A 20,630-nucleotide genomic window follows, 5' to 3' on the forward strand; every position below is an offset into this window, starting at 1 on the left:
CGAATGCACGGGCTGCGTACGCACAGGTACGGCGCCGCTTCGACACGCGTGCAATCGTTTGTAGCTTGCGTCGATGGCGATGGTGCGGCGCGCGGATACTGCGTTGCCCGCCGCGCACCGCGTGCGTCGTCATTGCGTCAACGCCGCGCTGACTTGCGCAAACACGCCGCAGATCGCGTAGACGACTTGGTGAAAAATCCGTCGTCTTTGTTGGTCATCAACACATTTTCAGAAACAGCGCGTAACGGTTTCTTGCCATCGTGTGGCGTCGTTGGCAAAGATCGCCGCGTGCAGACGGAGGTGCATCGCACACGACGTCGGCGCTGTTGCCAGCATCCATATGTGCGTGATCGCTTCAGTAGTGAAAGGCGGGGCCGGCATCATCTGCGGTTCTGCCAAGGCGGCCAGGGGGAGCCAGGCGCAATGCTTTTGCACGCGTGTTGCTGCACCGCTGTTCGAACTGTGTGCGTCTCAAGGAAGGAGGGTTCGTGATGTCTATCGATACCGCCGGTTGGTCCCGTCTGCGCTGCCTTGCATTGCACTGCCGCCGCCCGCCTGATCGGGCATCCCCACGCTGTCGACGCTAGGCGCGTTCTGCCTGCAGACGTGTCGCGGTAGCGCATTCGTCGCCTCCCGCGTCGCCTGATCGTCAATCCCAATGCTTGTCGTGGACCAATCGGGCCGCGCAGGTGAGGTCTTGCCTGCGCAGCGGCCGGCACGGCGTGCTGTCGCGCCGACCGCCCAACGCCTTTGGCTTGCGCTCGCACGCTGCCGTCCCATTTCGCGATAGGAGTGTTCGCCATGAGTATCCAGGTCAAGGTTGTCCCGCACGGTACCGACATCGCCCGTGCCCATGCCGTTCCGCTGCCGGCCGACGGCGTGGTCCGACTGACCCAGGCCAGCCAGGTCGTGCTGGATGTGCCGCCCGACAGGGTCGCCGCCTACGCCCGCGAAGGCGACGATCTGCTGGTGCGGATGAAGAACGGCGAGACGGTTCGCATCGTCCATTTCTTCGATGCTGTGCCAGAGCCGAGCGCGTTGTTCCTGACGCAGGAGGAGCACCTGCTGGCGGTGCAGTTCGCCGGCGCCGGCGAAGGGGCGGTGTTGCTGGCCAGCTATGCGCCGGTCGGGAGCGAGGCCGGATTCGAATCCTTGACCGCGGCCGGCGCGGGTGGCGCGGCCGGTGGGCTGGCTGCGCCCTGGCTGATGGCGGGTGGCGTCGCACTCGGCGCGGGTGCGCTGGCCAGCATGGGCAGCGAGGACGAGCGCAACCAGATCGTGCAGCCGCAGCCGCAACAACCGCAACCGCAGCCGTCGGCGCCAGCCGTGGCGAGCAATCTGCAAATCTCCCCGGACGGCACCCAGATCACCGGTAACGCGCCTCCCGGCCACTCGGTCGGCATCGATGTCGATGGGGACGGACAGGTGGACACGGTGGTCGTGGTCGGCAACGACGGCAGCTTCACCGTGACGCTGCCGGCGCCGGTGCTCGGTGGCCAGATGGTGGGCGTGGTGGTCACCAGCCCCGATGGGTTGTCCAGCCCACCGGCCATGGTGCAGGCGCCGGACGTCACGCCGCCTGGCGCGGCCGGCAACCTGCAGGTCGCGGCGGACGGCAGCAGCCTCATCGGCACCGCGGAGGCGGGTGCGACGGTCGGTGTGGACACCAATGGCGATGGCGTGCCGGACGTGACCGCCGTGGTCGGCAGCGACGGCAGCTTCAGCGTGCCGCTGCAGCCGCCGCTGACCAACGGCGAGACCGTGACCGTGGTGGTGACCGATCCCGCCGGCAACACCGGCCCCGGCGCCAGCGTCAACGCGCCCGACACCACGCCGCCGGCGGCGGCCGGCAATCTGCAGGTCTCGGCCGATGGCGGCACCCTCACCGGCACCGCCGAGGCGGGCGCGACGGTGGGTGTCGATGCGAATGGCGACGGCGTGCCCGACTTCACCGTCGTGGTGGGCGGCGACGGCAGCTTCAGCGTGCCGCTACAGCCGCCGCTGACCGACGGCCAGACGCTGACCGTGGTGGTGACCGATCCGGCCGGCAACAACAGCCCACCGACCAGCGTGCAGGCGCCGGATCTGCTGGCGGCACCGATCATCCAGGCGACCAACGGCAGCGTGATCGCCGGCACCTCCGAAGCGGGCGCCACCATCACGCTGAGCGACGGCAATGGCGCGCCGATTGGCCAGGCCGTCGTCGATGCCGCCGGCAACTGGAGCTTTACCCCGGCCACGCCGCTGCCGGACGGCACGGTGATCACCGCAGTCGCCAGCAATGCCGCAGGCACGGTCAGTCCGCCGGCGACCACCACCGTGGACGCGGTGGCGCCGGCGGCGCCGGTGCTGCAGCCGAGCAACGGGAGCGTCGTCGCCGGAAACGCCGAGGCCGGCGCGACCGTCACCGTCACCGACAGCAACGGCACGTTGATCGGCCAGGCGACCGCCGATGCCTCCGGCACCTGGAGCCTGACCCCAGCCACTCCGCTGCCCGACGGCACCGTGCTGAGCGCCATCGCCACCGACGCGGCCGGCAATGCCAGTGCGCCGGCGACGACCACGGTGGACGCCGTGGCACCGGCCACCCCGGTACTGCAGCCGAGCAACGGCAGTGCGATCGTCGGCACCGCCGAAGCCGGCGCGACGGTCACCGTCACCGACGGCAACGGCACGCTGATCGGCCAGACCACCGCCGATGCGTCCGGCAACTGGAGCATCACGCCCGGCACGGCGCTGCCCGACGGCACGGTGGTCAACGCCGTGGCCGCCGACGCGGCTGGCAACGCCAGCGCAGCGGCCACGCTGACCGTCGATGCCGTGGCGCCGGCGGCGCCGGTGCTGCAGCCGAGCAACGGCACCGCGATCGTCGGCGCCGCCGAAGCCGGGGCGACCGTCACCGTGACCGACGGCAATGGCACGCTGATCGGCCAGACCACGGCCGATGCATCCGGCAACTGGAGCGTGACCCCCGGAACCCCGCTGCCCGATGGCACGGTGATCAACGCCGTGGCCACCGACGCGACCGGCAACGTCAGTGCGCCGGCCACCACCACCGTGGATGCGACGGCACCGTCGGCGCCGATCTTGCAGCCGAGCAATGGCCTGACGATCGTCGGCTCGGCGGAAGCCGGGGCGACGGTCACCGTGACCGACGGCAACGGCACGCTGATCGGCCAGGCCACGGCCGATGCGTCCGGCAACTGGAGCATCACCCCGGGGGCGGCATTGCCCGACGGCAGCGTGATCAGCGCCATCGCCACCGACGTGGCCGGCAATGCCAGCGCGCCGGCGACGACGACCATCGACGCGCTGGCGCCGGCGGCGCCGGTGTTGCAGCCGAGCAATGGCAGCGCGATCGTCGGCACGGCGGAGGCCGGTACGACCATTACCGTGACCGATGGCAACGGCACGCTGATCGGCCAGGCCACGGCGGATGCGTCCGGCAACTGGAGCGTCACGCCGGGCGCCGCGTTGCCTGACGGCACCGTGGTGACGGCCATCGCCACTGATGCCGCCGGCAACGCCAGTGCGCCGGCGACGCTGATCGTCGATGCCGTGGCCCCGGCCGCCCCGATCCTGCAGGTCAGCAATGGCGTGGCGATTGTCGGCACCGCCGAAGCGGGTGCGGCCATCACCGTCACCGATGGCAACGGCACACTGATCGGCCAGGCCACGGCCGATGCGTCGGGCAACTGGAGCATCACGCCGGGGGCGGCGTTGCCCGACGGCACCGTGGTGACGGCCATCGCCACCGATGCCGCCGGCAACGCCAGCGCGCCGGCGACGTTGATCGTGGATGCGCTGGCGCCGGCGGCGCCGATCCTTCAGGCGAGCAATGGCGTGGCCATCGTCGGCAGCGCGGAAGCGGGTGCGACGATCACCGTCACCGACGGCAACGGCACGCTGATCGGCCAGGCCACTGCCGATGCGTCCGGCAACTGGAGCGTCACCCCGGGGGCCGCATTGCCGAACGGTACCGTGGTGACGGCCATCGCGACCGATGCGGCCGGCAATGCCAGTGCGCCGGCGACGCTGATCGTCGATGCCGTGGCCCCGGCCGCCCCGATCCTGCAGGCGAGCAATGGCGTGGCCATCGTCGGCACCGCCGAAGCCGGTGCCACCATTACCGTCAGCGACGGCAACGGTACGCTGATCGGCCAAGCCACGGCCGACGCCTCCGGCAACTGGAGCGTGACGCCGGGGGCCGCATTGCCGAACGGCACCGTGATCAGCGCCATCGCCACCGACGCGGCCGGCAACGCCAGCCCGCCGGCGACCTTGACCGTGGATGCGCTGGCGCCGGCGGCGCCGGTGGTGTCGATCAGCCTGGATGGCACCTTGCTCAGTGGCACCGCCGAGGCCAATGCGCAACTGCGCGTGGTGGTGAACGGTGATACCGCCAATCCGCTGCTGATCCAGGTGGATGGCAACGGCAGCTTCAGCTTGCCGCTGTCGCCGCCACTGGTGATCGGTCAGGCGCTGTCGGTGGTGGCGGTCGACGCCGCCGGCAATGTCAGCGCGCCTTCGCTACTCACTGCGCCGGACCTGTCGCCGCCGCTGCTCAGCGTGGCGGAGGCGAGCGATACCTGGATCAACGCCGCGGAAATCGGCGACGGCATCCAGGTGGCGGTGCAACTGCGGCCGAACATGCTGGTCGGGCAGGTGGTCACCGTGCACTTCGCCGGCCAGAACGGTTACGAGGTCGACGTCAGCCACACCTTGACCAGCGCCGACCTGAGCGCCGGCAACGTGTTGGTGTCGGTGCTGCCGCCGAGCGGCGGCGCGGCATTGCCGCAAGGGGCGGCGACAGTCACGGCCGACCTCAACGGCGGCCCGCTGTCGTCCTCGGTCGGCTTCACCATCGACACGGTCGCGCCGGCGACGCCGGTGCTGTCGCTGGTCGGCAGCCTGCTGACGATTTCCAGCGAGCCGGGCCTGGCGCTGACGGTCAACGTCGACGTCGGCGGCGTGCAGGCGACCGCCACGCTCGCCGCCGACAACAGCGGCCTGGCCTCGCTGGACCTGCTGACCGGCCTGAACATCGATCTGAGCTGGGCGCAGCTGTTGAACGCACAGGTCTCGGTGGTCGGCGCCGACCCGGCCGGCAATCCCAGCCCTGTCGTCTCGCTGGGCGTGGGCACCAACATCGCGCAGCCGCTGACGCTCGGCGACTTCGGCGTGAACTTCTCGCTGCTGCCGGCGACGTTCGGCTTCAGCGGGCAGGCCGAGCCGAACGCGAGCCTGGCGATCCGGGTCATCACGCCTACGCTCAATGTCGAACTCACGCCGATCCAGGCCGATGCCAGCGGCGACTTCGCCCTGAACCTGCTCAGTTCCAGCGTGCTGAACCAGCTCGGGCTCACCGCCTCGGGCCTGCTCAACCTGGGAACCCAGGTGTCGTTCGAGGTGGTGGGCACCGATACCCAGGGCAACGACAGCGCCCGCTACGGCATCACCCTGTCCAACAGCGGGGCCAGCCTCGGCATCGGCGAGATCAGCGTGTTCGGCACCGCCGCCAACGACATCCTGTCCGGCGCCGACGGCAGCAGCGAACGCATCCTCGCCGGCGACGGTAGCGACTTGATCTTCAACGTCGGTAGCGGCGATCAGGTGTCGGCCGGCAACGGCGACGACACCATCCAGATCACCGGCAACACGTTCGTCAGCATCGACGGTGGCGCCGGCTTCGACACGCTGCTGTTCGCCAACGGCATCGATCTGGACTACAACGCCGCGGGCATCGGCACCCTGAGCAACATCGAGCGCGTGGACCTCGGCAAGGGCGATTCCGGCAGCACGCTGACCTTGACCGCGTCGGAAGTGCTGGCGATCACCGACAGCAACGACACCCTGCAGATCACCGGCGACGGGGCGGATGTGCTCAACGTGATCGGCGCGGTGGACAGCGGCACCACCCAGGCGATCGACGGCATCACCTATCACGTCTACAGCTTCGGCACCGCGACCTTGCTGGTGGAGGACAACACGCTCGCGGTGGTGACGGCCTGATGGCGAGGAAGGGGGATGGGGACCGGCGCACGCGCCGGTCCGGCCCGGCGCTGGCCGTCGGGCTGTGGCTGGCGCTGCCGGCGTGCGCCTGCGCGATGTCGCTGACGCAGGCCGTGCAGCGCGGATTGGCGATCGAGCCGCAGTTGCGCGCGGCGATGGCGGACGCGGCGCGCGCCGCCACCGACGTGCGCATCGCCCGCAGCGGCTACTACCCGGCGTTATCGGTCGCCGCCGGGCCCAAGGCGCTGGACCCGGGCGAGATGGTCTACGACGTCAATCTCTCGCAGATGCTGTACGACTGGGGGCGCGTGTCGAGCCGGGTGGCGAATGCACGCGCGCAGCAGCGCGGGCAGGACGCGGCGGTGGAGGTGGCCGCCGACGACGCCGCGCTGCAGATCGTGGAGGTGTATCTGGACGTGTTGGCGGCGCAGCAGCGGCTGCAGGCGGTGCAGGCGCATCTGCAACGCCTGCAGGTGATCGCCGACCTCAGCGAGGCGCGCAGCGGCGGCTATGCCGATCGCAGCGAACTGGAGCGTACGCGGCTGGAACTGGCCCGCGGCCAGGACCAGTTGGCGACCGAGCAGGGCGCGCTGCAGGAGTTGCGCAACCAGTTCCTGCTGCTGGTCGGGGTCGAGGCCGAGGATCTGGTCGAACCGGAGACGCTGGAATTGCCGCAACTGGCGCCGCCGTTGCTGGCGCAGGCGGTGGACGCCTCGCCGCTGCTGCGCAAGGCTGGCGAACAGGTACGCGCGGCCGAGGCCGAAGTACGCGAGGCGCGCGCGGCGATGAAGCCGCAACTCAATCTGGAGGCCGCCGCGCTGCGTCGCGACGTCGGCGGCCGCCTGCAGAACGATTCGACCATTTCGCTGCGGCTGAGCATGGACGTGTTCCAGGGCATGTCCACGTTCCTGCGCCCGCAGGCCGCGCGCCAGCGCCTGGAAGCGGCGCAGTGGAACCTGGAGGCGATGCGCCGCGAGGTGCGGCGCACCGTACAGACCCTCGCCGACAGCGGCGAGGCCTTGCGCGGGCGCGAGCAGGCGCTGCTGCGGCAGGCGCAGCAGGCGGTGGAAGTGGCCGAGTTGTACCGCGAGCAGTTGAGCGTGGGCCGGCGCGAGGTGATCGAGCTGCTGAACGTGCAGCGCGAACGCCTGGAAGCCGAGCGGCAATTGATCAGCCTGCGGATCGAACGCAAGCGCCTGCGCTACCGCGCGGCGGCACAGATCGGCGCATTGCACGCGCTGTTCCAGGAGACGACGCATGCAGGGTGAAGGGGGGATCGAGGCATCCGTGGCGACGCCGCGGGCTGGCGCCGCGGACGGACTGCGCGAAGGCCTGCTGCTGTTGTGCCAGCGCCTGGGACGGCCGTTGAGCGATGCCGAACTGGTGGACGGCATCGCCCTGGTGCAGGGACGCCTGCCGCTGCACCTGGTGCCGCGCGCGCTGCGCCGTGCCGAGCTCACGGCCGAGGTGCTGGCGTATCCGCTGGACGGCATGGACCGCTACCTGCTGCCGGCGCTGCTGCTGTTGCACGATGGGCGCACGGTGCTGCTGGAGGCGGTCGAGGCGGGGCAGGCGCGGCTGCTGCTGCCGCATGCCGGCGGTGGCGAGCAGGCGGTGCCGGTGGCGGAGCTGGAGGCGCTGTACAGCGGATCGGCGGTCTTCGCCAAACCGCGCTTCCGCGACGACGGGCGCATCGGCGGGTACGCCGGCAGCGCGTCGGAGCATTGGTTCTACGGGCCGCTGAAGAAGCTGTGGCGCTCCTATGCGGAAGTGGCGCTGGCGGCGATGGTCGCCAACCTGCTGGCCATCGCCACCGCGCTGTTCGCCATGCAGGTCTACGACCGCGTGGTGCCCAACGCCGCCTTCGACACGCTGTGGATCCTGGCCAGCGGCGTGGTCCTGGCGATCGTGATGGAAGGCGTGCTGCGCACCCTGCGCGGGCAGTTGCTGGCGGTGCTGGGCAAGCGCCTGGACCTGCAACTGTCCACACTGCTGTTCTCGCGCGTGCTGGCCATGCGCATGGCCGCCAAGCCGGCCTCGATGGGCGCGTTCAGCACCCAGGTGCGCGAGTTCGAATCGGTGCGCGAGTTCTTCACCAGTTCCAGCGCGGCGCTGATCAGCGACCTGCCGTTCGTGGCGATCTTCCTGGGGATCATCGCCCTGATCGGCGGCCATGTGGTCTGGGTGCCGCTGGTCGCCTGCGTGCTGATGGTGTTGCCGGGGCTGCTGGCGCAGCGACTGCTGGGCGAGTTGTCGCGACAGAACCTGCGCGAGGGGGCGATGAAGAACGGCCTGCTGCTGGAGGCCTTCGAGCATCTGGAGTCGATCAAGGCCGCGCGCGGCGAAGGCCGCTGCCAGGGGCTGTGGGAAGCGCTGACCGCGCAGTTGTCCGCCTCGGCGATGCGGACCTACGCGCTGACCACCGCGCTCAGCTATGCCGCATCGGTGGTGCAGCAACTGGCCTATGTCGGGGTGGTGGTGTTCGGCGTCTACCGCATCCAGCAGGGCGAGATGAGCGTGGGTGCGCTGGTGGCCTGTTCGCTGCTGGCCTCCCGCGCGATCGCGCCGCTGGGGCAGGCCGCGGCGGTGCTGGGGCGCTGGCAGCACACCCGCGTGGCCATGGAGGGCCTGGACCAGTTGCTGGGGGCCGAACAGGAGCGGCCGCCGGGCAAGCGCTTCGTGCACAAGCTGCGCGTGCGCGGCGACTACCGCCTGGAGGCGCTGAGCCTGCGCTACGGCGAGCAGCCGCCGGTGCTGGACGTGCAGGCGCTGCGCATCGGCGCCGGCGAGCGCGTGGCGCTGCTGGGAGGCAACGGCGCCGGCAAGTCCACGCTGCTGCGGGTGCTGGCCGGCCTGCTGGATCCGCACGCGGGGCGGCTGTTGCTGGACGACGTGGCGATCGCGCAGATCGACCCGGCCGACCGCATGCGCAACATCGGCTACCTGCCGCAGGACGTGGCGCTTTTCCATGGCAGCTTGCGCGACAACCTCAACCTGCACGGCGCCGCGCTCGGCGACGAGGAACTGTATGCGGCGCTGGACGGGGTCGGGCTGGGCACGTTCGTGCGCGCGCATCCGTTCGGGCTGGACCTGCCGATCCAGGGCAATGCCAGCCTGTCCGGCGGACAGCGCCAGGCGCTGGGACTGGCGCGGCTGTTGCTGCAGGACCCCAGCGTTGTGCTGCTCGACGAGCCCACCGCGGCCTTCGATCAGCACAGCGAACACGTGTTCATCGCCTACCTGCAGCGCTGGCTGGGCACGCGCACGCTGATCGTCAGCACACACAAGCGCAGCATGCTGGAACTGGCGCAGCGCGCGGTGGTGCTGCGGCAGGGGCGGGTGGTGGTGGACGGGCCGGTGGAGCAGGTGCTGCAGGGCAACCGGGTGCAGGTGCCGGCGACGGCATTGGCGGGCAGCCATGGCTGAGCGCGCGGCAGTGGCGGTGCGGCGGCGGCTGGGCGACCCGCTGCTGGCGTCCACCCATCCCTGGTACCGGCCGCTGCTGTGGACGGTGCTGGCGACGGTGGCGCTGTTCCTGGGCTGGGCGGTCTGGGCCGAGCTGGACGAAGTCACCCGCGGCGACGGCCGGGTGGTGCCGTACAGCCGCATTCAGAAGATCCAGAGCCTGGAGGGCGGCATCCTCGATCGGTTGCTGGTGCAGGAGGGCGAACTGGTCAAGCCGGGGCAGCCGCTGGTGCGGCTGGAGCGCACCCACTTCCTGACCAACTACCAGGAATCGGTCAACCAGGCGCAGGTGCTGCATGCGGCGATCGCGCGGCTGGAGGCGGAAGTGCTGGGCAAGACCAGCATCGTCTTCCCGGCGCAGATCGCCGGCGAGAGCGCCCTGCTGCGGTCCGAGCGCGACCTGTTCGACTCGCGGCGCAGCAAGCTGGCCGAAGGCACCCAGGCGATCCAGCACCAGATCGGCCTGGCCCAGGACCAGTTGAACATCGTGCGCCCGCTGGTGGCCAAGGGCGCGGTCAGCCAGGTCGAGGCGCTCAAGCTCAGCCAGGACATCGCCACCCTGCGTGGGCGCCTGGGCGAACTGCGCAACAGCTATTTCCAGGAGGCCTACACCGAACTGGCCAAGCGCAAGGCCGATCTCAGCGCGCTGGAGCCGATCGTGCAACAGCGCCACGACCAGCTGCGCCGCACCGAGATCCTGTCGCCGGTGCGCGGGCGGGTGAACACGGTGCTGATCAATACCCGCGGCGGGGTGATCCCGCCGGGCGAGCCGATCATGGAGATCATCCCGGTGGAGGAGCGGTTGCTGGTGGAGGCGCGGATCAAGCCGCGCGACGTGGCGTTCCTGGTGCCGGGCATGCAGGCCCGGGTCAAGATCACCGCCTACGACTACACCATCTACGGCGAGTTGAACGGCACCGTCGAGCAGATCAGCGCCGACACCATCGAGGAGCAGACCGCGCACGGCAAGGAGTCGTTCTACCAGGTGCTGATCCGCACCGACGGCAGCCAGTTGCGCCGCAACGGCGACACGCTGCCGATCATTCCCGGCATGGTCGCCGAGGTCGACATCCTGACCGGCAAGCGCAGCGTGCTGAACTACCTGCTGCGGCCGCTGTTGAAGGCGCGGTTGCGCTGAACGCAACCGCGGTGGCGCCGCTCAGCTGCGCGATTCGACCAGCGAGAGGGTGCAGGTTTCGCCGGGAGCGGATTGCGCGTAGTCGAAGCGCGAAAGCTTCTTGCCCGAGGTCTGTGCGGCGAGCAGGCTCGCATAGGCGGCCTTGCCGAAATCGTCGCCGATGCTGAAATAGACGACGTCGAACTTGCAGTTGGTGGAAAACGGATCCTTGATGCTGAAGTAGGCGGTGCCGCCCTGCACGCCGAGGCGGTCCACCGACTTGTCGGTTTCGGTCACCGCGGCCGCCGGCGCGCAGTAGAGCGCGATCAATGAGAGACAGAGCGTCGCTTGCAGTTTCATGGTGTCGTGTCCGTTTGTCTGAGTGGTGAGCGTCGAAACGGACATGCCCGCCGCCTTGCTTCGGCACGTATCGTTGCCGAAGACGCAGGTCGTGATGAATGCGCCGGTTCCCCCGTCGCCATTGTGGCGAGACGCCAGGCCACGGCGTCAAGGACCGGCTGCTGGAGAAAATGGGTGCAGGCCGGCGCGAACGGGCGCGGCCGCTGCCGGATTGCGGGCACAAAAAAACCCGGAAAACGATGGTTTTCCAGGCTTCTTGTGACCTTGAAACTGGTCGGGGAGACAGGATTCGAACCTGCGACCTCTACGTCCCGAACGTAGCGCTCTACCAGACTGAGCTACACCCCGAAGGAGCCGCACATGATACGGAGGTCTTCCGCATTCGGCAAGCGCCTTTGCAAAAAAATTTCAGTCCCCCGCGGCGGCCGCGTCCGCGGCATCCGCCGCGTTGCGCTCGCGCGCCTCGAACCACATGCCGTTGAGGATGGCGGCGGTGGAGGCCAGGCCCACACCGAGAATCCAGGCGAAGTACCACATGATCGTTTCTCCTTGCGGGCGCGTCAGTACGCGTTGGGGTTGTCGTCCAGGGAAGCGGCGGTGACCTTGCCCTTCAGCACGCGGTACACCCAGGTGGTGTAGCCGAGGATGATGGGCAGGAACACCACGGTGGCCAGCAGCATGATCCACAGGGTCAGGTGGCTGCTGGAGGCGTCCCACACGGTCAGGCTGGAGCCCGGCTGGCTGGAGGACGGCAGCAGGAACGGGAAGATCGCAAAGCCCACGGTCAGGATGATGCCGGCGATGGCCGCACCGGAGGCGATGAAGGCCAGGCCGCCGCGGCGCTTGCGCAGCAGCACCGCGCTGAGCAGCAGGCCGAGCAGGCCGGCGGCCGGGGCCAGGGCGGTCAGCGGCATGGTCTGGTAGTTGTGCATCCAGCCGCCGACCTCGCCGAGCACGGCGGTCTTCAGCAGCGGGTTGGTGGCGCCGTCGGTGACCACCTGCGAGGTGACCGCGTAGCCGGGCAGGCCGGTGGCCACCCACACCCCGGCGCCGGCGAACAGTGCACAGGCCACCAGGGCGGCGACGCTGCCGTAGCGCGCCGCGCGCTCGGCCACCGGGCCGTCGGTCTTCAGCACCAGCATCGCCGCGCCGTGCGCCACCAGCATGCTCACGCTGAGCAGGCCGGCGAGCAGGGCGAACGGCATCAGCAGGCCGAAGAAGCTGCCGGTGTAGAACACCCGCAGGGTGTCGTCGAAGTGGAACGGCACGCCCAGCAGCACGTTGCCCACCGCCACGCCCATGATCAGCGCCGGGATGAAGCCGCCGAGGAACAGCGCCCAGTCCCAGCCGTTGCGCCAGCGCTGGCCGGGCAGCTTGCCGCGAAACTTGAACCCGACCGGGCGCAGGATCAGCGCGAACAGGATCACGAACATGGCCAGGTAGAAGCCGGAGAAGCTGACAGCGTACAGCGGCGGGAAAGCAGCGAAGATCGCGCCGCCGCCCAGGATCAACCAGACCTGGTTGCCCTCCCAGACCGGGCCGATGGTGTTGACCACCAGCCGGCGTTCGGCGTCGTTCCTGGCCACGAACGGCAGCAGCGCGCCGACGCCCAGGTCGAATCCGTCCATCACCGCGAAGCCGATCAGCAGGATGCCCAGCAGCAGCCACCAGATCACGCGCAGCGTGGTGTAGTCCAATGCAATGAAGTCCATGGTGTGTCTCCTGCCGGAATCAGAGGTGGCCGGCGGCCGCAGGTGCGGCGATCGGGGTGACGGGACGCGGGGCGGGTTGCAGCAGGGCGGGCAGGTCGTCCGGCCCCTTGCGGATCGCCTTGAGCATCAGCTTGATCTCGATGATCAGCAGCGTGGTGTAGATCGCCACGAAGCCGGCGAGGGTGATCAGGATGTCGTGCAGGGCCAGGCCGGAGGCGGCATAGAAGGTCGGCAGCACGCCTTCCACCGCCCACGGCTGGCGGCCGTACTCGGCGACGAACCAGCCGCACTCGATCGCGATCCACGGCGCCGGCAGAGTCCATACCGTCAGCTTCAGGAACCAGCGCTTGTCCTCGAAGTTGTGCTTGCACGAGAACCACAGTGCGGCGGCGAAGAAGGCGATCAGGTAGAAGCCCAGGCCGGCCATCACCCGGAACGTCCAGAACAGCGGCAGTACGCGCGGCACGGTGTCCAGCGCGGCCTTGGCGATTTCCTCCGGGGTGGCGTTGAGGATGTCCTCGCGGTAGCGCTTGAGCAGCAGGCCGTGGCCCAGGTCCTGCCAGTGGCGGTCGAACACCGCGCGCGCCTCGGCGTCGTTGCGGTTGGCCTTGAGCCGCTGCAGCGCGCCGTAGGCGATCTGCCCGCCACGCACGCGGTGCTCGGCGCGCTTGACCAGCTCCAGGATGCCCGGCACCGGCGTGTGCAGCGAGCGCGTGGCGATCAGGCCCATCAGGTACGGCACCTTGATCGCGTAGTCGTTCTTGCCCGTGGCCTGGTTGGGGATGCCGAAGGCGGTGAAGTCGGCCGGCGCCTGCTCGGTTTCCCACATCGCCTCGATCGCGGCCAGCTTCATCTTCTGGTGTTCGTTGGCGGCGTAGCCGCTCTCGTCGCCCAGCACCACCACCGACAGCGAGGACGCCAGGCCGAACGCGGCGGCCACCGCGAACGAGCGCCGCGCGATGTCGCGGTGCTTGCCGCGCAGAAGGTACAGCGCGCTGATCGACATCACGAACACCGCGCCGGTCACGTAGCCGGCGCTGACGGTGTGCACGAACTTGGCCTGCGCCACCGGGTTGAATACCACCGCCATGAAGTCGACCACTTCCATGCGCATGGTGTCCGGATTGAACACCGCGCCGGTCGGGTTCTGCATCCAGCCGTTGGCGATCAGGATCCACACCGCCGACAGGTTGGTGCCCAGCGCCATCAGCCAGGTCACCATCAGGTGCTTGACCGGCGTGAGCTTGCTCCAGCCGAAGAAGAACAGGCCGATGAAGGTCGCTTCCAGGAAGAACGCCATCAGCCCTTCGATCGCCAGCGGCGCGCCGAAGATGTCGCCGACGTAGTGGCTGTAGTAGGACCAGTTCATGCCGAACTGGAACTCCATCACGATGCCGGTGGCCACGCCCATCGCGAAGTTGATGCCGAACAGCACGCCCCAGAACAGGGTCATGCGCCGCCACACGTCCTTGCGGGTCATGACGTATACGCTCTCCATGATCGCGATCATGAAGGACAGGCCCAGGGTGAGCGGGACGAACAGGAAGTGGTACATCGCGGTCATGGCGAACTGCAGCCGCGACAGCTCTACGACAGTGGTGTCGATCATGGCTGTGCTACCTCGTGGAAAATGTGCATCTGGGTGGCCGAGTGGCGGGAGATTGGAGGCGATCTTCCGCCGCTGTGGCGCGTTCGACCTTGATTCAGATCAATGTGCGAAACCGGCGTGCCCGGCATCGTGGCGGCCACGGTGGTTCCGGCCCGGAAGCGCCTTCCCCGCTAAACTGGCGGCTTCGTTCGCCGCGCCGAGCCCGTTTTGACCGATTCCGCCGAGCCGTCCGCCGCACTGCCCGCCGACACGCCGCAGCAGCGGCAGCAGCGCATGCGTTGGCTGGAGACCCTGGCTGCCGCGGCGCGTGGCCGCCAGCGCCTGGCCGCGGCGGCGATCAGCGTGTCCGGCGCGCTGCTGATCGTGCAGGCCGGCGCCATCGCCTGGCTGGTACAGGCGCTGCTGGTCGAGCGGCGCGAGCTGGCGCAGGCGCTGCCGGCCTTCGGCCTGCTGGCGCTGATGCTGGTCCTGCGCGCCGGGCTCGGCGCCGCCGCGCAGCGTGCCGCCGGCGATGTCGCCGATGCGGCCAAACTCGCGCTGCGTCGGCGCGTGTACCGGCAACTTCTGCAGCGCGGGCCGCTGTGGCTGCGCGGGCAGCGCAACGGCGAACTGGGCGAGCTGCTGCTGGCGCATGGCGATGCGCTGGACGGTTACTACGCCGGCTACCGGCCCGCGCGCTGGGAAGTGAGCGTGGTGCCGCTGCTGATCGTGCTGGCGGTGGCGTGGAGCGACTGGGTGGTCGGCCTGATCCTGCTGTTCACCGCACCGCTGGTGCCGATCTTCATGATGCTGGTGGGCTGGGGCGCCGAGGCCGCCGGCCGCCGCCAGTTGCGCGAACTGGCGCGGATGGGCGGACACTTCGCCGACCGCCTCAAGGGCCTGGGCCTGTTGCGCCTGTACGGGCGTGGCGAGGACGAACTGCGCGGCATCGCCGCCGCCGCCGAAGGCGTGCGCGAGCGCACGCTGAAAGTGCTGCGCATCGCGTTCCTGTCGTCCACCGTGCTGGAGTTCTTCGCCTCGGTCAGCGTGGCGATCGTCGCGTTGTACCTGGGCCTGAGCTACCTCGGCATGATCGCCCTGCACGGCAGCGTGCCGACCCTGGGTACCGGCGTGTTCTGCCTGCTGCTGGCGCCGGAGTTCTATGCGCCGCTGCGGCGCCTGGCCGCGCATTACCACGACCGCGCCAATGCCTTGGCCGCGGCGGCGGAGGTGGAGCGCCTGCTGGAGGGGCTGCCGCAGGATGCGGATACGCCGGTCGCGCGCGACGCGGGCGTGGCCGTACCGAACGATGTTGCCGCGGTGACGCCCATCGAGACCGATACCACTGCAGCGACGTTTTCCGTGCCCGCAGCGGGCGCAGCGCGTACCGAGCCATTGCTGCGTGCACGCGCGCTGCATCTGCGCCCGCTGGGCGCGCGCTGCGATGCGGTGCAAGAGCTGAACTTCGCATTGCACGCTGGCCAGCGCCTGGCCCTGGTCGGGCCCAGCGGCAGCGGCAAGAGCACGCTGCTGGAAGCGTTGGCGGGGTGGTTGCCGCCGCGTGCCGGCGCCTTGCAGGTGCGCGCAGGGCTGCGCATCGGCTACGCGGGGCAGCGCCCGTATCTGTTCCACGGCAGCATCGCCGACAACCTGCGCCTGGCCGATCCGCAGGCCAGCGATGCGCAGGTGCGTGCGGCGGCCGAGGCGGCGCAGGTGCTGCGTTTCGCCGCACGCCTGCCGCAGGGCCTGGACACGCCGATCGGTGAGCGCGGTTTCGGCCTGTCCGGCGGCGAAGCGCGCCGTATCGGCCTGGCCCGGCTGTTGCTGCGCGATCCGGAACTGCTGTTGCTGGACGAACCGACCGCGTTCCTGGATGCGGACACCGAAGCGGACCTGCTGCGCACGTTGGCGGAGTTCGCCCGCGGCCGCAGCGTGATCGTCGCCACCCACAGCGAAGCGGCGATGCGCTGGGCCGATGCGGTGCTGCGGCTGCCGGCGCGCGACGCGTCCACCGCGACGCAGGAGACGCTGTCATGAGCGGCGGCACTCGCGACACCTTGCGCGGCGTGTTCGGCCGCCATCTCGGCCGGCTGCTGCTGACCGCACTGCTGGTGCTGTGCACGATGCTGGCCGGCGTCGGGCTGCTCGGCCTGTCCGGCGGCTTCCTCACCGCCGCGGCGCTGGCCGGCGCGGTCGGCATGGGCAGCGGGTTCAATTTCTTCTCGCCCTCGGCGGGCATCCGCGCACTGACCTTTGCCCGCATCGCCTCGCGCTATGGCGAAAAGCTGGTCGGGCACGACGCCACCCTGCGCATCGCCCGCGACCTGCGCGTGTGGTTCTTCCGCCGCGCGCTGCCGCTGGCGCCGGCGCGGCTCGGCGCCAGCCGCACCGGCGAGTTGCTGGCGCGGCTGATGTCGGACATCGGCGAGGTCGACGGCCTGGTGGTGCGCGCGCTGGCGCCGCTGGCGGCGCTGCTCGGCGTCGGCGCGATCGGCATCGCCGCGGCGGCGGCGATCCACTGGCCGGCGGCGCTGGTGCTGGCCGCGCTGGCGCTGGCGATCGGCGTCGGCGTGCCGTGGGTGGTGGCGCGCGGCGGCGAAGCCCGCGAACGCGCACGCGCGCAGCAGCGCGAAGCCCTGCGCACGCTGGCCTACGAAGGCCTGGAAGGCGCCGCTGACCTGGCCGCGCTCGAGGCGCAGGCCGCCTGGATCGCGCGCGTGGACGCCAGCGCGCAGGCGCTGCGCAGCGAAGATCGGCGCCAGCGGCAGCGGTTGATCGGCGGCAACGCGCTGCACGCGCTGTGCGCGGCGCTGGGCTTGCTGGCGATGCTGTGGGTGGCGCTGGGTGCGGCGCGCGCCGATGCGATCAGCGCCGAACAGGCCGCGGGCCTGGTGTTCCTGACCGTGGCCCTGCTCGAGGTCTGGGCCGGCGCCGGCCTGGCCTGGCAGGCGCTGCAGTCCGGCCGCGTCGCCGCGCGGCGCCTGCAGGCGATCGCCGGGCAGGCGCCGCCGGTGCTCGACCCGGCGCAGCCGCAGGCGCTGCCGGCCACGGGCGAGGTGCAGTTCGACCACGTCGTCTTCGCCTGGCCGGGCGAGACCCGGCGCGTGCTCGACGGTGTGACCCTGCGCATCGCGCCGGGCGAGCGCATCGCCCTCTCCGGCGACAGCGGCAGCGGCAAGACCACCCTGTCGGCCTTGCTGCTGCGGCTGTGGGATCCGCAACAGGGCAGCGTCCGCTACGCCGGCGTCGACCTGCGCGAGGTCGCCGAGGCGCAGTGGCACCGCCGCATCGCCTGGTTGCCGCAGGGCGCGCCGGTGTTCGCCGGCAGCGTGCGCGACAACTTGCGCCTGGGCGATCCCGCGGCCGACGATGCGCGCCTGCAGCGGGTGCTGGCCGACGTGCGGCTCGACGCCTGGCTGCACGAAGTCGGCGGCCTCGACGCCTGGCTCGGCGAGAACGGCGCCACCATGTCCGCCGGCCAGGCGCGGCGCCTGGCCCTGGCCCGCGCCCTGCTGCGCGAGGCGCCGCTGCTGGTGCTGGACGAACCCACCGAAGGCCTGGACGTGGACACCGCGCAAGCGTTGCTGCGCGACCTGGCGCAGGCGCTGGGCCCGCGCAGTCTGCTGCTGATCAGCCACGACGCGCTGCCCGAGGGCGTGGTGCATGTGCGTTATCGGTTGCAGGAGGGGCGGCTGCAGGTCGAAACCTAGCGCTACTGCGCAGCGCTTTGTAGGAGCGGCTTCAGCCGCGACCCGCCTGACCGGGAACGCCGGTCGCGGCTGAAGCCGCTCCTACAGCGCCATCTGGCGCCTTTCAGGCCGAGGTCTGAGATGGAATCAGGGATGCACGCCCCTGGCTTTTCGCACCATTGCGCGTGCAGGAGCGGAGCGTGTTCCCTTGCGTGGAATCAGCCACGGCGAGCGAAATGCGTCATCACTCTCGCGCCATGGCGGACGTACAATTGCGCGCAGCCGCTACAGCGCGTCCAGAAATGCCCGCACCGCCGGTCCGAACCGCGCGAAATCCACCAGGAACGCATCGTGGCCCTGCGGCGAATCCAGCCCCAGGAACTGCGCCTGTGCGCCGCCGGCGCGCAGGCCGTCGGCGATCTGTTGCTGCTGTTGCACCGGGAACAGGATGTCGGTGTTGGCGCCCATCGCCAGGGCGCGCTCGATGCGGATCGTGGCGATACCGGCGAGCACGTCGCCGCCGGCAGGTTCGGCCAGGTCGAACCAGTCCATCGAGCGGCTCAGGTACAGATAGCAGTTCGGATCGAAGCGGCGCACGAAGCGGCGGGCATGGCCTTCCAGGTAGCTCTCGACCTGGAATTCCAGGCCGAACGGATCGTCGTCGGTCTGGTCCGAATCCAGGCGCACGCGGCCGAAGCGGCCGTCCCACTCCAGCGCCGAACGGTAGGTGATCACGCCGAGCTTGCGCGCCATGCGCATGCCCGACTCGGGATAGGTGGCCTCGTCGTAGTCGCCGCCGTTCCAGTTCGGGTCCAGCCGGATCGCCTCGCGTTGCAGCGAGCGGATCGCGATCGAGAACGGCAGCGCCTGCGCACTGCCGGAGATGTTGATGTGGCTGCGCGCCAGACCGGGATGCCGGTGCAGCAGCGCCAGTGCGGTCATGCCGCCCATCGAGTTGCCGATCACGCAGGCCAGTTGCGCGATGTCCAGTGCCCGCACCACCTGCGCGGCGGCGTCGGCGCCGTCCTCGATCGACAACTCCGGGAAGCGCAGCCGGTACGGCTGGCCGTCGTCCGGATGCGGCGAGGCCGGGCCGGTCGAGCCCTTGCAACTGCCCAGCGAGTTCACGCAGATCACGAACCAGCGCTGCGTGTCGATCGGCTTGTCCGGTCCGAGCATGCCTTCCCACCAGCCGGGCGTGGGATCGTCGGCATTGGCCGCGGCATGCGCGTCGGGCGAGAGCCCGGTGACGATCAGGATCGCGTTGTCGCGTGCGGCCGACAGCGTGCCCCAGGTCTCGTAGGCGACCCGCGCGCCGTGCAATTGGCCGCCACGCTTCATCGGGAACGGCGAGGGCAGGGCGTGGAAGCGGCTGCCGGGCGGGATGAATTCGGTCATGCGCCGATTCTAGCCGCGCCATCGCGCATCCGGCGTATGCGTGGTGCGAGATGCAGCATGCCGATGGCGATGGCCGCCGCTGGTGCGCAGACGCTGGCCCGGCTTGTACGAACCGTTTATGCCGCGTAGGAGCTGCTTCAGCCGCGACGGCATTGCAGGTAGCGCGCGTCGCGGCTGAAGCCGCTCCTACGCGACGCTCCCGCCGTTGCGGGAGGCGCCTCTGGCGGCGGTCGACATCCACCGCGTCTGCACGAGGTCGCAGTGGTCAGGGCTTGCCGATCACCAGCTCCACCGGCGCGGTCGCCGGCAGGTTCACCGTCACCGGTGCCGATTCCAGATCGCCCTCCTGGCGCATCGCGTTGCCGCTGGCCGACAGCCGCGCGACCACCTGCACCTGCTGCAGTTGCGAGAGTTTCTGCGTCGGCATCGGGCTGTCCGCGTCGCTCAGCGTCACCCGCAACGGCAGCGCCTGCAGCGGATGCTTCTGCACCGCCACCGGCATCGGCGGGCCGCCCGGCACGCGCGCGATCACGAACACGCTGGCGTCGCCGCGCAGGCGCACGCGAGCGGCGAAAGCCGGGTCCAGCGACACGGCCACGGTCAGGCCGGTGCTCGCCGGCGCCTGCGCATCCTGCGCCGCGGGCAGCGCCGGCAGGCCGGCCGCGCTGCGCGCCGCATCGATCTGTGGCCGCAGCGCCGCGGCGGTGGCCGCGTCCACGCGCGGCAACAGCGCTTCCCAGGTGGCTGCTGCGGCGGCGTCCTGGCCGCGTTGGCGCTGGGCGATGCCCAGGAACCAGGCGCCACGTTCGCTGCCCGGCGCCAATTGCAGGGCGTGCTGCAGCCAGGCCAGCGCCTGGTCGTCGAACTGCCGTTGCGGGTTGGCCATCGCCCGCGCCTCGGCTGCTTCGATCAGCAGCGGCGCCTGCTCCGGCGCCAGGCGCACCGCTCGCGCGAATGCGGCCGCGGCCTCGGCGTGGTGACCCAGCGACATCTGGCTGCGGCCGAGCAAGGCCCAGCCGTCGGCCCGGTTGGGATCCTTCGCCAGTGCCGCCTGCAATTGCTTCACGCCGTCCTCGAGCGTGCGTGGTGCCTCGCGGTTCTGCGCCTGCAGCGCGCGCGGGGTGCCGACCAACGCATACAGCGCCGCCGTCGCCACGCCCAGCGCCAGGATCGCCACCGCCAGCACCGCGCCCTTGCGGCCGCGGCTGCGCAGCGGCCACAGCACCACCGCGAACACCAGCGCCGCCAGCGCCACCGCCGCGGCCGACATGCCCCAACTCAGCATCGCC

General features: G+C 70.3%; 12 protein-coding genes and 1 tRNA gene. 6 read left to right on the forward strand and 7 right to left on the reverse strand.

The features are described 5' to 3' along the window. Nucleotides 1-801: 801 nt before the first annotated feature. The 4 genes from RAB71_RS08660 to RAB71_RS08675 are packed head-to-tail and all read left to right on the forward strand — an operon-like array spanning nucleotide 802 to nucleotide 10,615. A complete protein-coding gene (locus RAB71_RS08660) occupies nucleotides 802-6,012 on the forward strand; it encodes an Ig-like domain-containing protein (RefSeq protein ID WP_010343455.1) in 5,211 nt (1,736 codons plus the stop codon). Further along, nucleotides 6,012-7,280, forward strand: coding sequence for a TolC family protein (locus RAB71_RS08665; RefSeq protein WP_010343454.1), 1,269 nt, complete (start codon nucleotides 6,012-6,014; stop codon nucleotides 7,278-7,280). Before RAB71_RS08660 ends, RAB71_RS08665 begins: the two co-directional genes overlap by 1 nt. Before the next feature lie 19 nt (nucleotides 7,281-7,299). Beyond that, on the forward strand, nucleotides 7,300-9,438 hold the full coding sequence (locus RAB71_RS08670) for a type I secretion system permease/ATPase (protein ID WP_029562154.1): 2,139 nt from the start codon (nucleotides 7,300-7,302) through the stop codon (nucleotides 9,436-9,438). After that, entirely contained in the window at nucleotides 9,431-10,615 is a 1,185-nt protein-coding gene (locus RAB71_RS08675; RefSeq protein WP_010343452.1) for an HlyD family efflux transporter periplasmic adaptor subunit, read from the forward strand. The genes RAB71_RS08670 and RAB71_RS08675 overlap by 8 nt, the downstream gene beginning before the upstream one ends. A gap of 21 nt (nucleotides 10,616-10,636) precedes the next feature. On the opposite strand, the gene RAB71_RS08680 is transcribed toward RAB71_RS08675, so the two are convergent. From RAB71_RS08680 to RAB71_RS08700, 5 genes are all read right to left on the reverse strand, one after another. Beyond that, the gene (locus RAB71_RS08680) at nucleotides 10,637-10,999 is read right to left on the reverse strand and encodes a hypothetical protein (RefSeq protein WP_232760350.1); all 363 of its coding nucleotides are present in this window, start codon (nucleotides 10,997-10,999) and stop codon (nucleotides 10,637-10,639) included. Nucleotides 11,000-11,225: 226 nt separating this feature from the next. Continuing rightward, nucleotides 11,226-11,302: transfer RNA gene (locus RAB71_RS08685), tRNA-Pro, on the reverse strand. A gap of 60 nt (nucleotides 11,303-11,362) precedes the next feature. Beyond that, complete coding sequence (cydX, locus tag RAB71_RS08690) at nucleotides 11,363-11,491, reverse strand: cytochrome bd-I oxidase subunit CydX (protein ID WP_010343450.1); 129 nt, start codon at nucleotides 11,489-11,491, stop codon at nucleotides 11,363-11,365. Between the two features lie 23 nt (nucleotides 11,492-11,514). Next, a complete protein-coding gene (gene cydB, locus RAB71_RS08695) occupies nucleotides 11,515-12,666 on the reverse strand; it encodes a cytochrome d ubiquinol oxidase subunit II (protein WP_010343449.1) in 1,152 nt (383 codons plus the stop codon). A 19-nt stretch (nucleotides 12,667-12,685) separates the two neighbouring features. Further along, on the reverse strand, nucleotides 12,686-14,275 hold the full coding sequence (locus tag RAB71_RS08700; protein WP_010343448.1) for a cytochrome ubiquinol oxidase subunit I: 1,590 nt from the start codon (nucleotides 14,273-14,275) through the stop codon (nucleotides 12,686-12,688). 273 nt (nucleotides 14,276-14,548) lie between these two features. Here RAB71_RS08700 and cydD point away from each other — a divergent pair, with 273 nt between their 5' ends. Together cydD and cydC are read left to right on the forward strand one after the other, a co-directional pair. Next, nucleotides 14,549-16,291: a thiol reductant ABC exporter subunit CydD gene (gene cydD / locus RAB71_RS08705; RefSeq protein ID WP_081481986.1), complete on the forward strand. Its 1,743-nt coding sequence runs from the start codon at nucleotides 14,549-14,551 to the stop codon at nucleotides 16,289-16,291. Beyond that, nucleotides 16,288-17,964, forward strand: a complete 1,677-nt coding sequence (gene cydC / locus RAB71_RS08710) for a thiol reductant ABC exporter subunit CydC (RefSeq protein WP_104609560.1) — start codon at nucleotides 16,288-16,290, stop codon at nucleotides 17,962-17,964. The genes cydD and cydC overlap by 4 nt, the downstream gene beginning before the upstream one ends. A gap of 264 nt (nucleotides 17,965-18,228) precedes the next feature. On the opposite strand, the gene RAB71_RS08715 is transcribed toward cydC, so the two are convergent. Next, the gene (locus RAB71_RS08715; RefSeq protein ID WP_010343770.1) at nucleotides 18,229-19,341 is read right to left on the reverse strand and encodes a homoserine O-acetyltransferase; all 1,113 of its coding nucleotides are present in this window, start codon (nucleotides 19,339-19,341) and stop codon (nucleotides 18,229-18,231) included. 265 nt (nucleotides 19,342-19,606) lie between these two features. Then, nucleotides 19,607-20,626, reverse strand: a complete 1,020-nt coding sequence (locus tag RAB71_RS08720) for a tetratricopeptide repeat protein (RefSeq protein WP_010343771.1) — start codon at nucleotides 20,624-20,626, stop codon at nucleotides 19,607-19,609. Nucleotides 20,627-20,630: the final 4 nt, after the last annotated feature.

It is taken from the genome of Xanthomonas sacchari, assembly GCF_040529065.1.
Classification (GTDB): Bacteria; Pseudomonadota; Gammaproteobacteria; order Xanthomonadales; family Xanthomonadaceae; genus Xanthomonas_A; species Xanthomonas_A sacchari.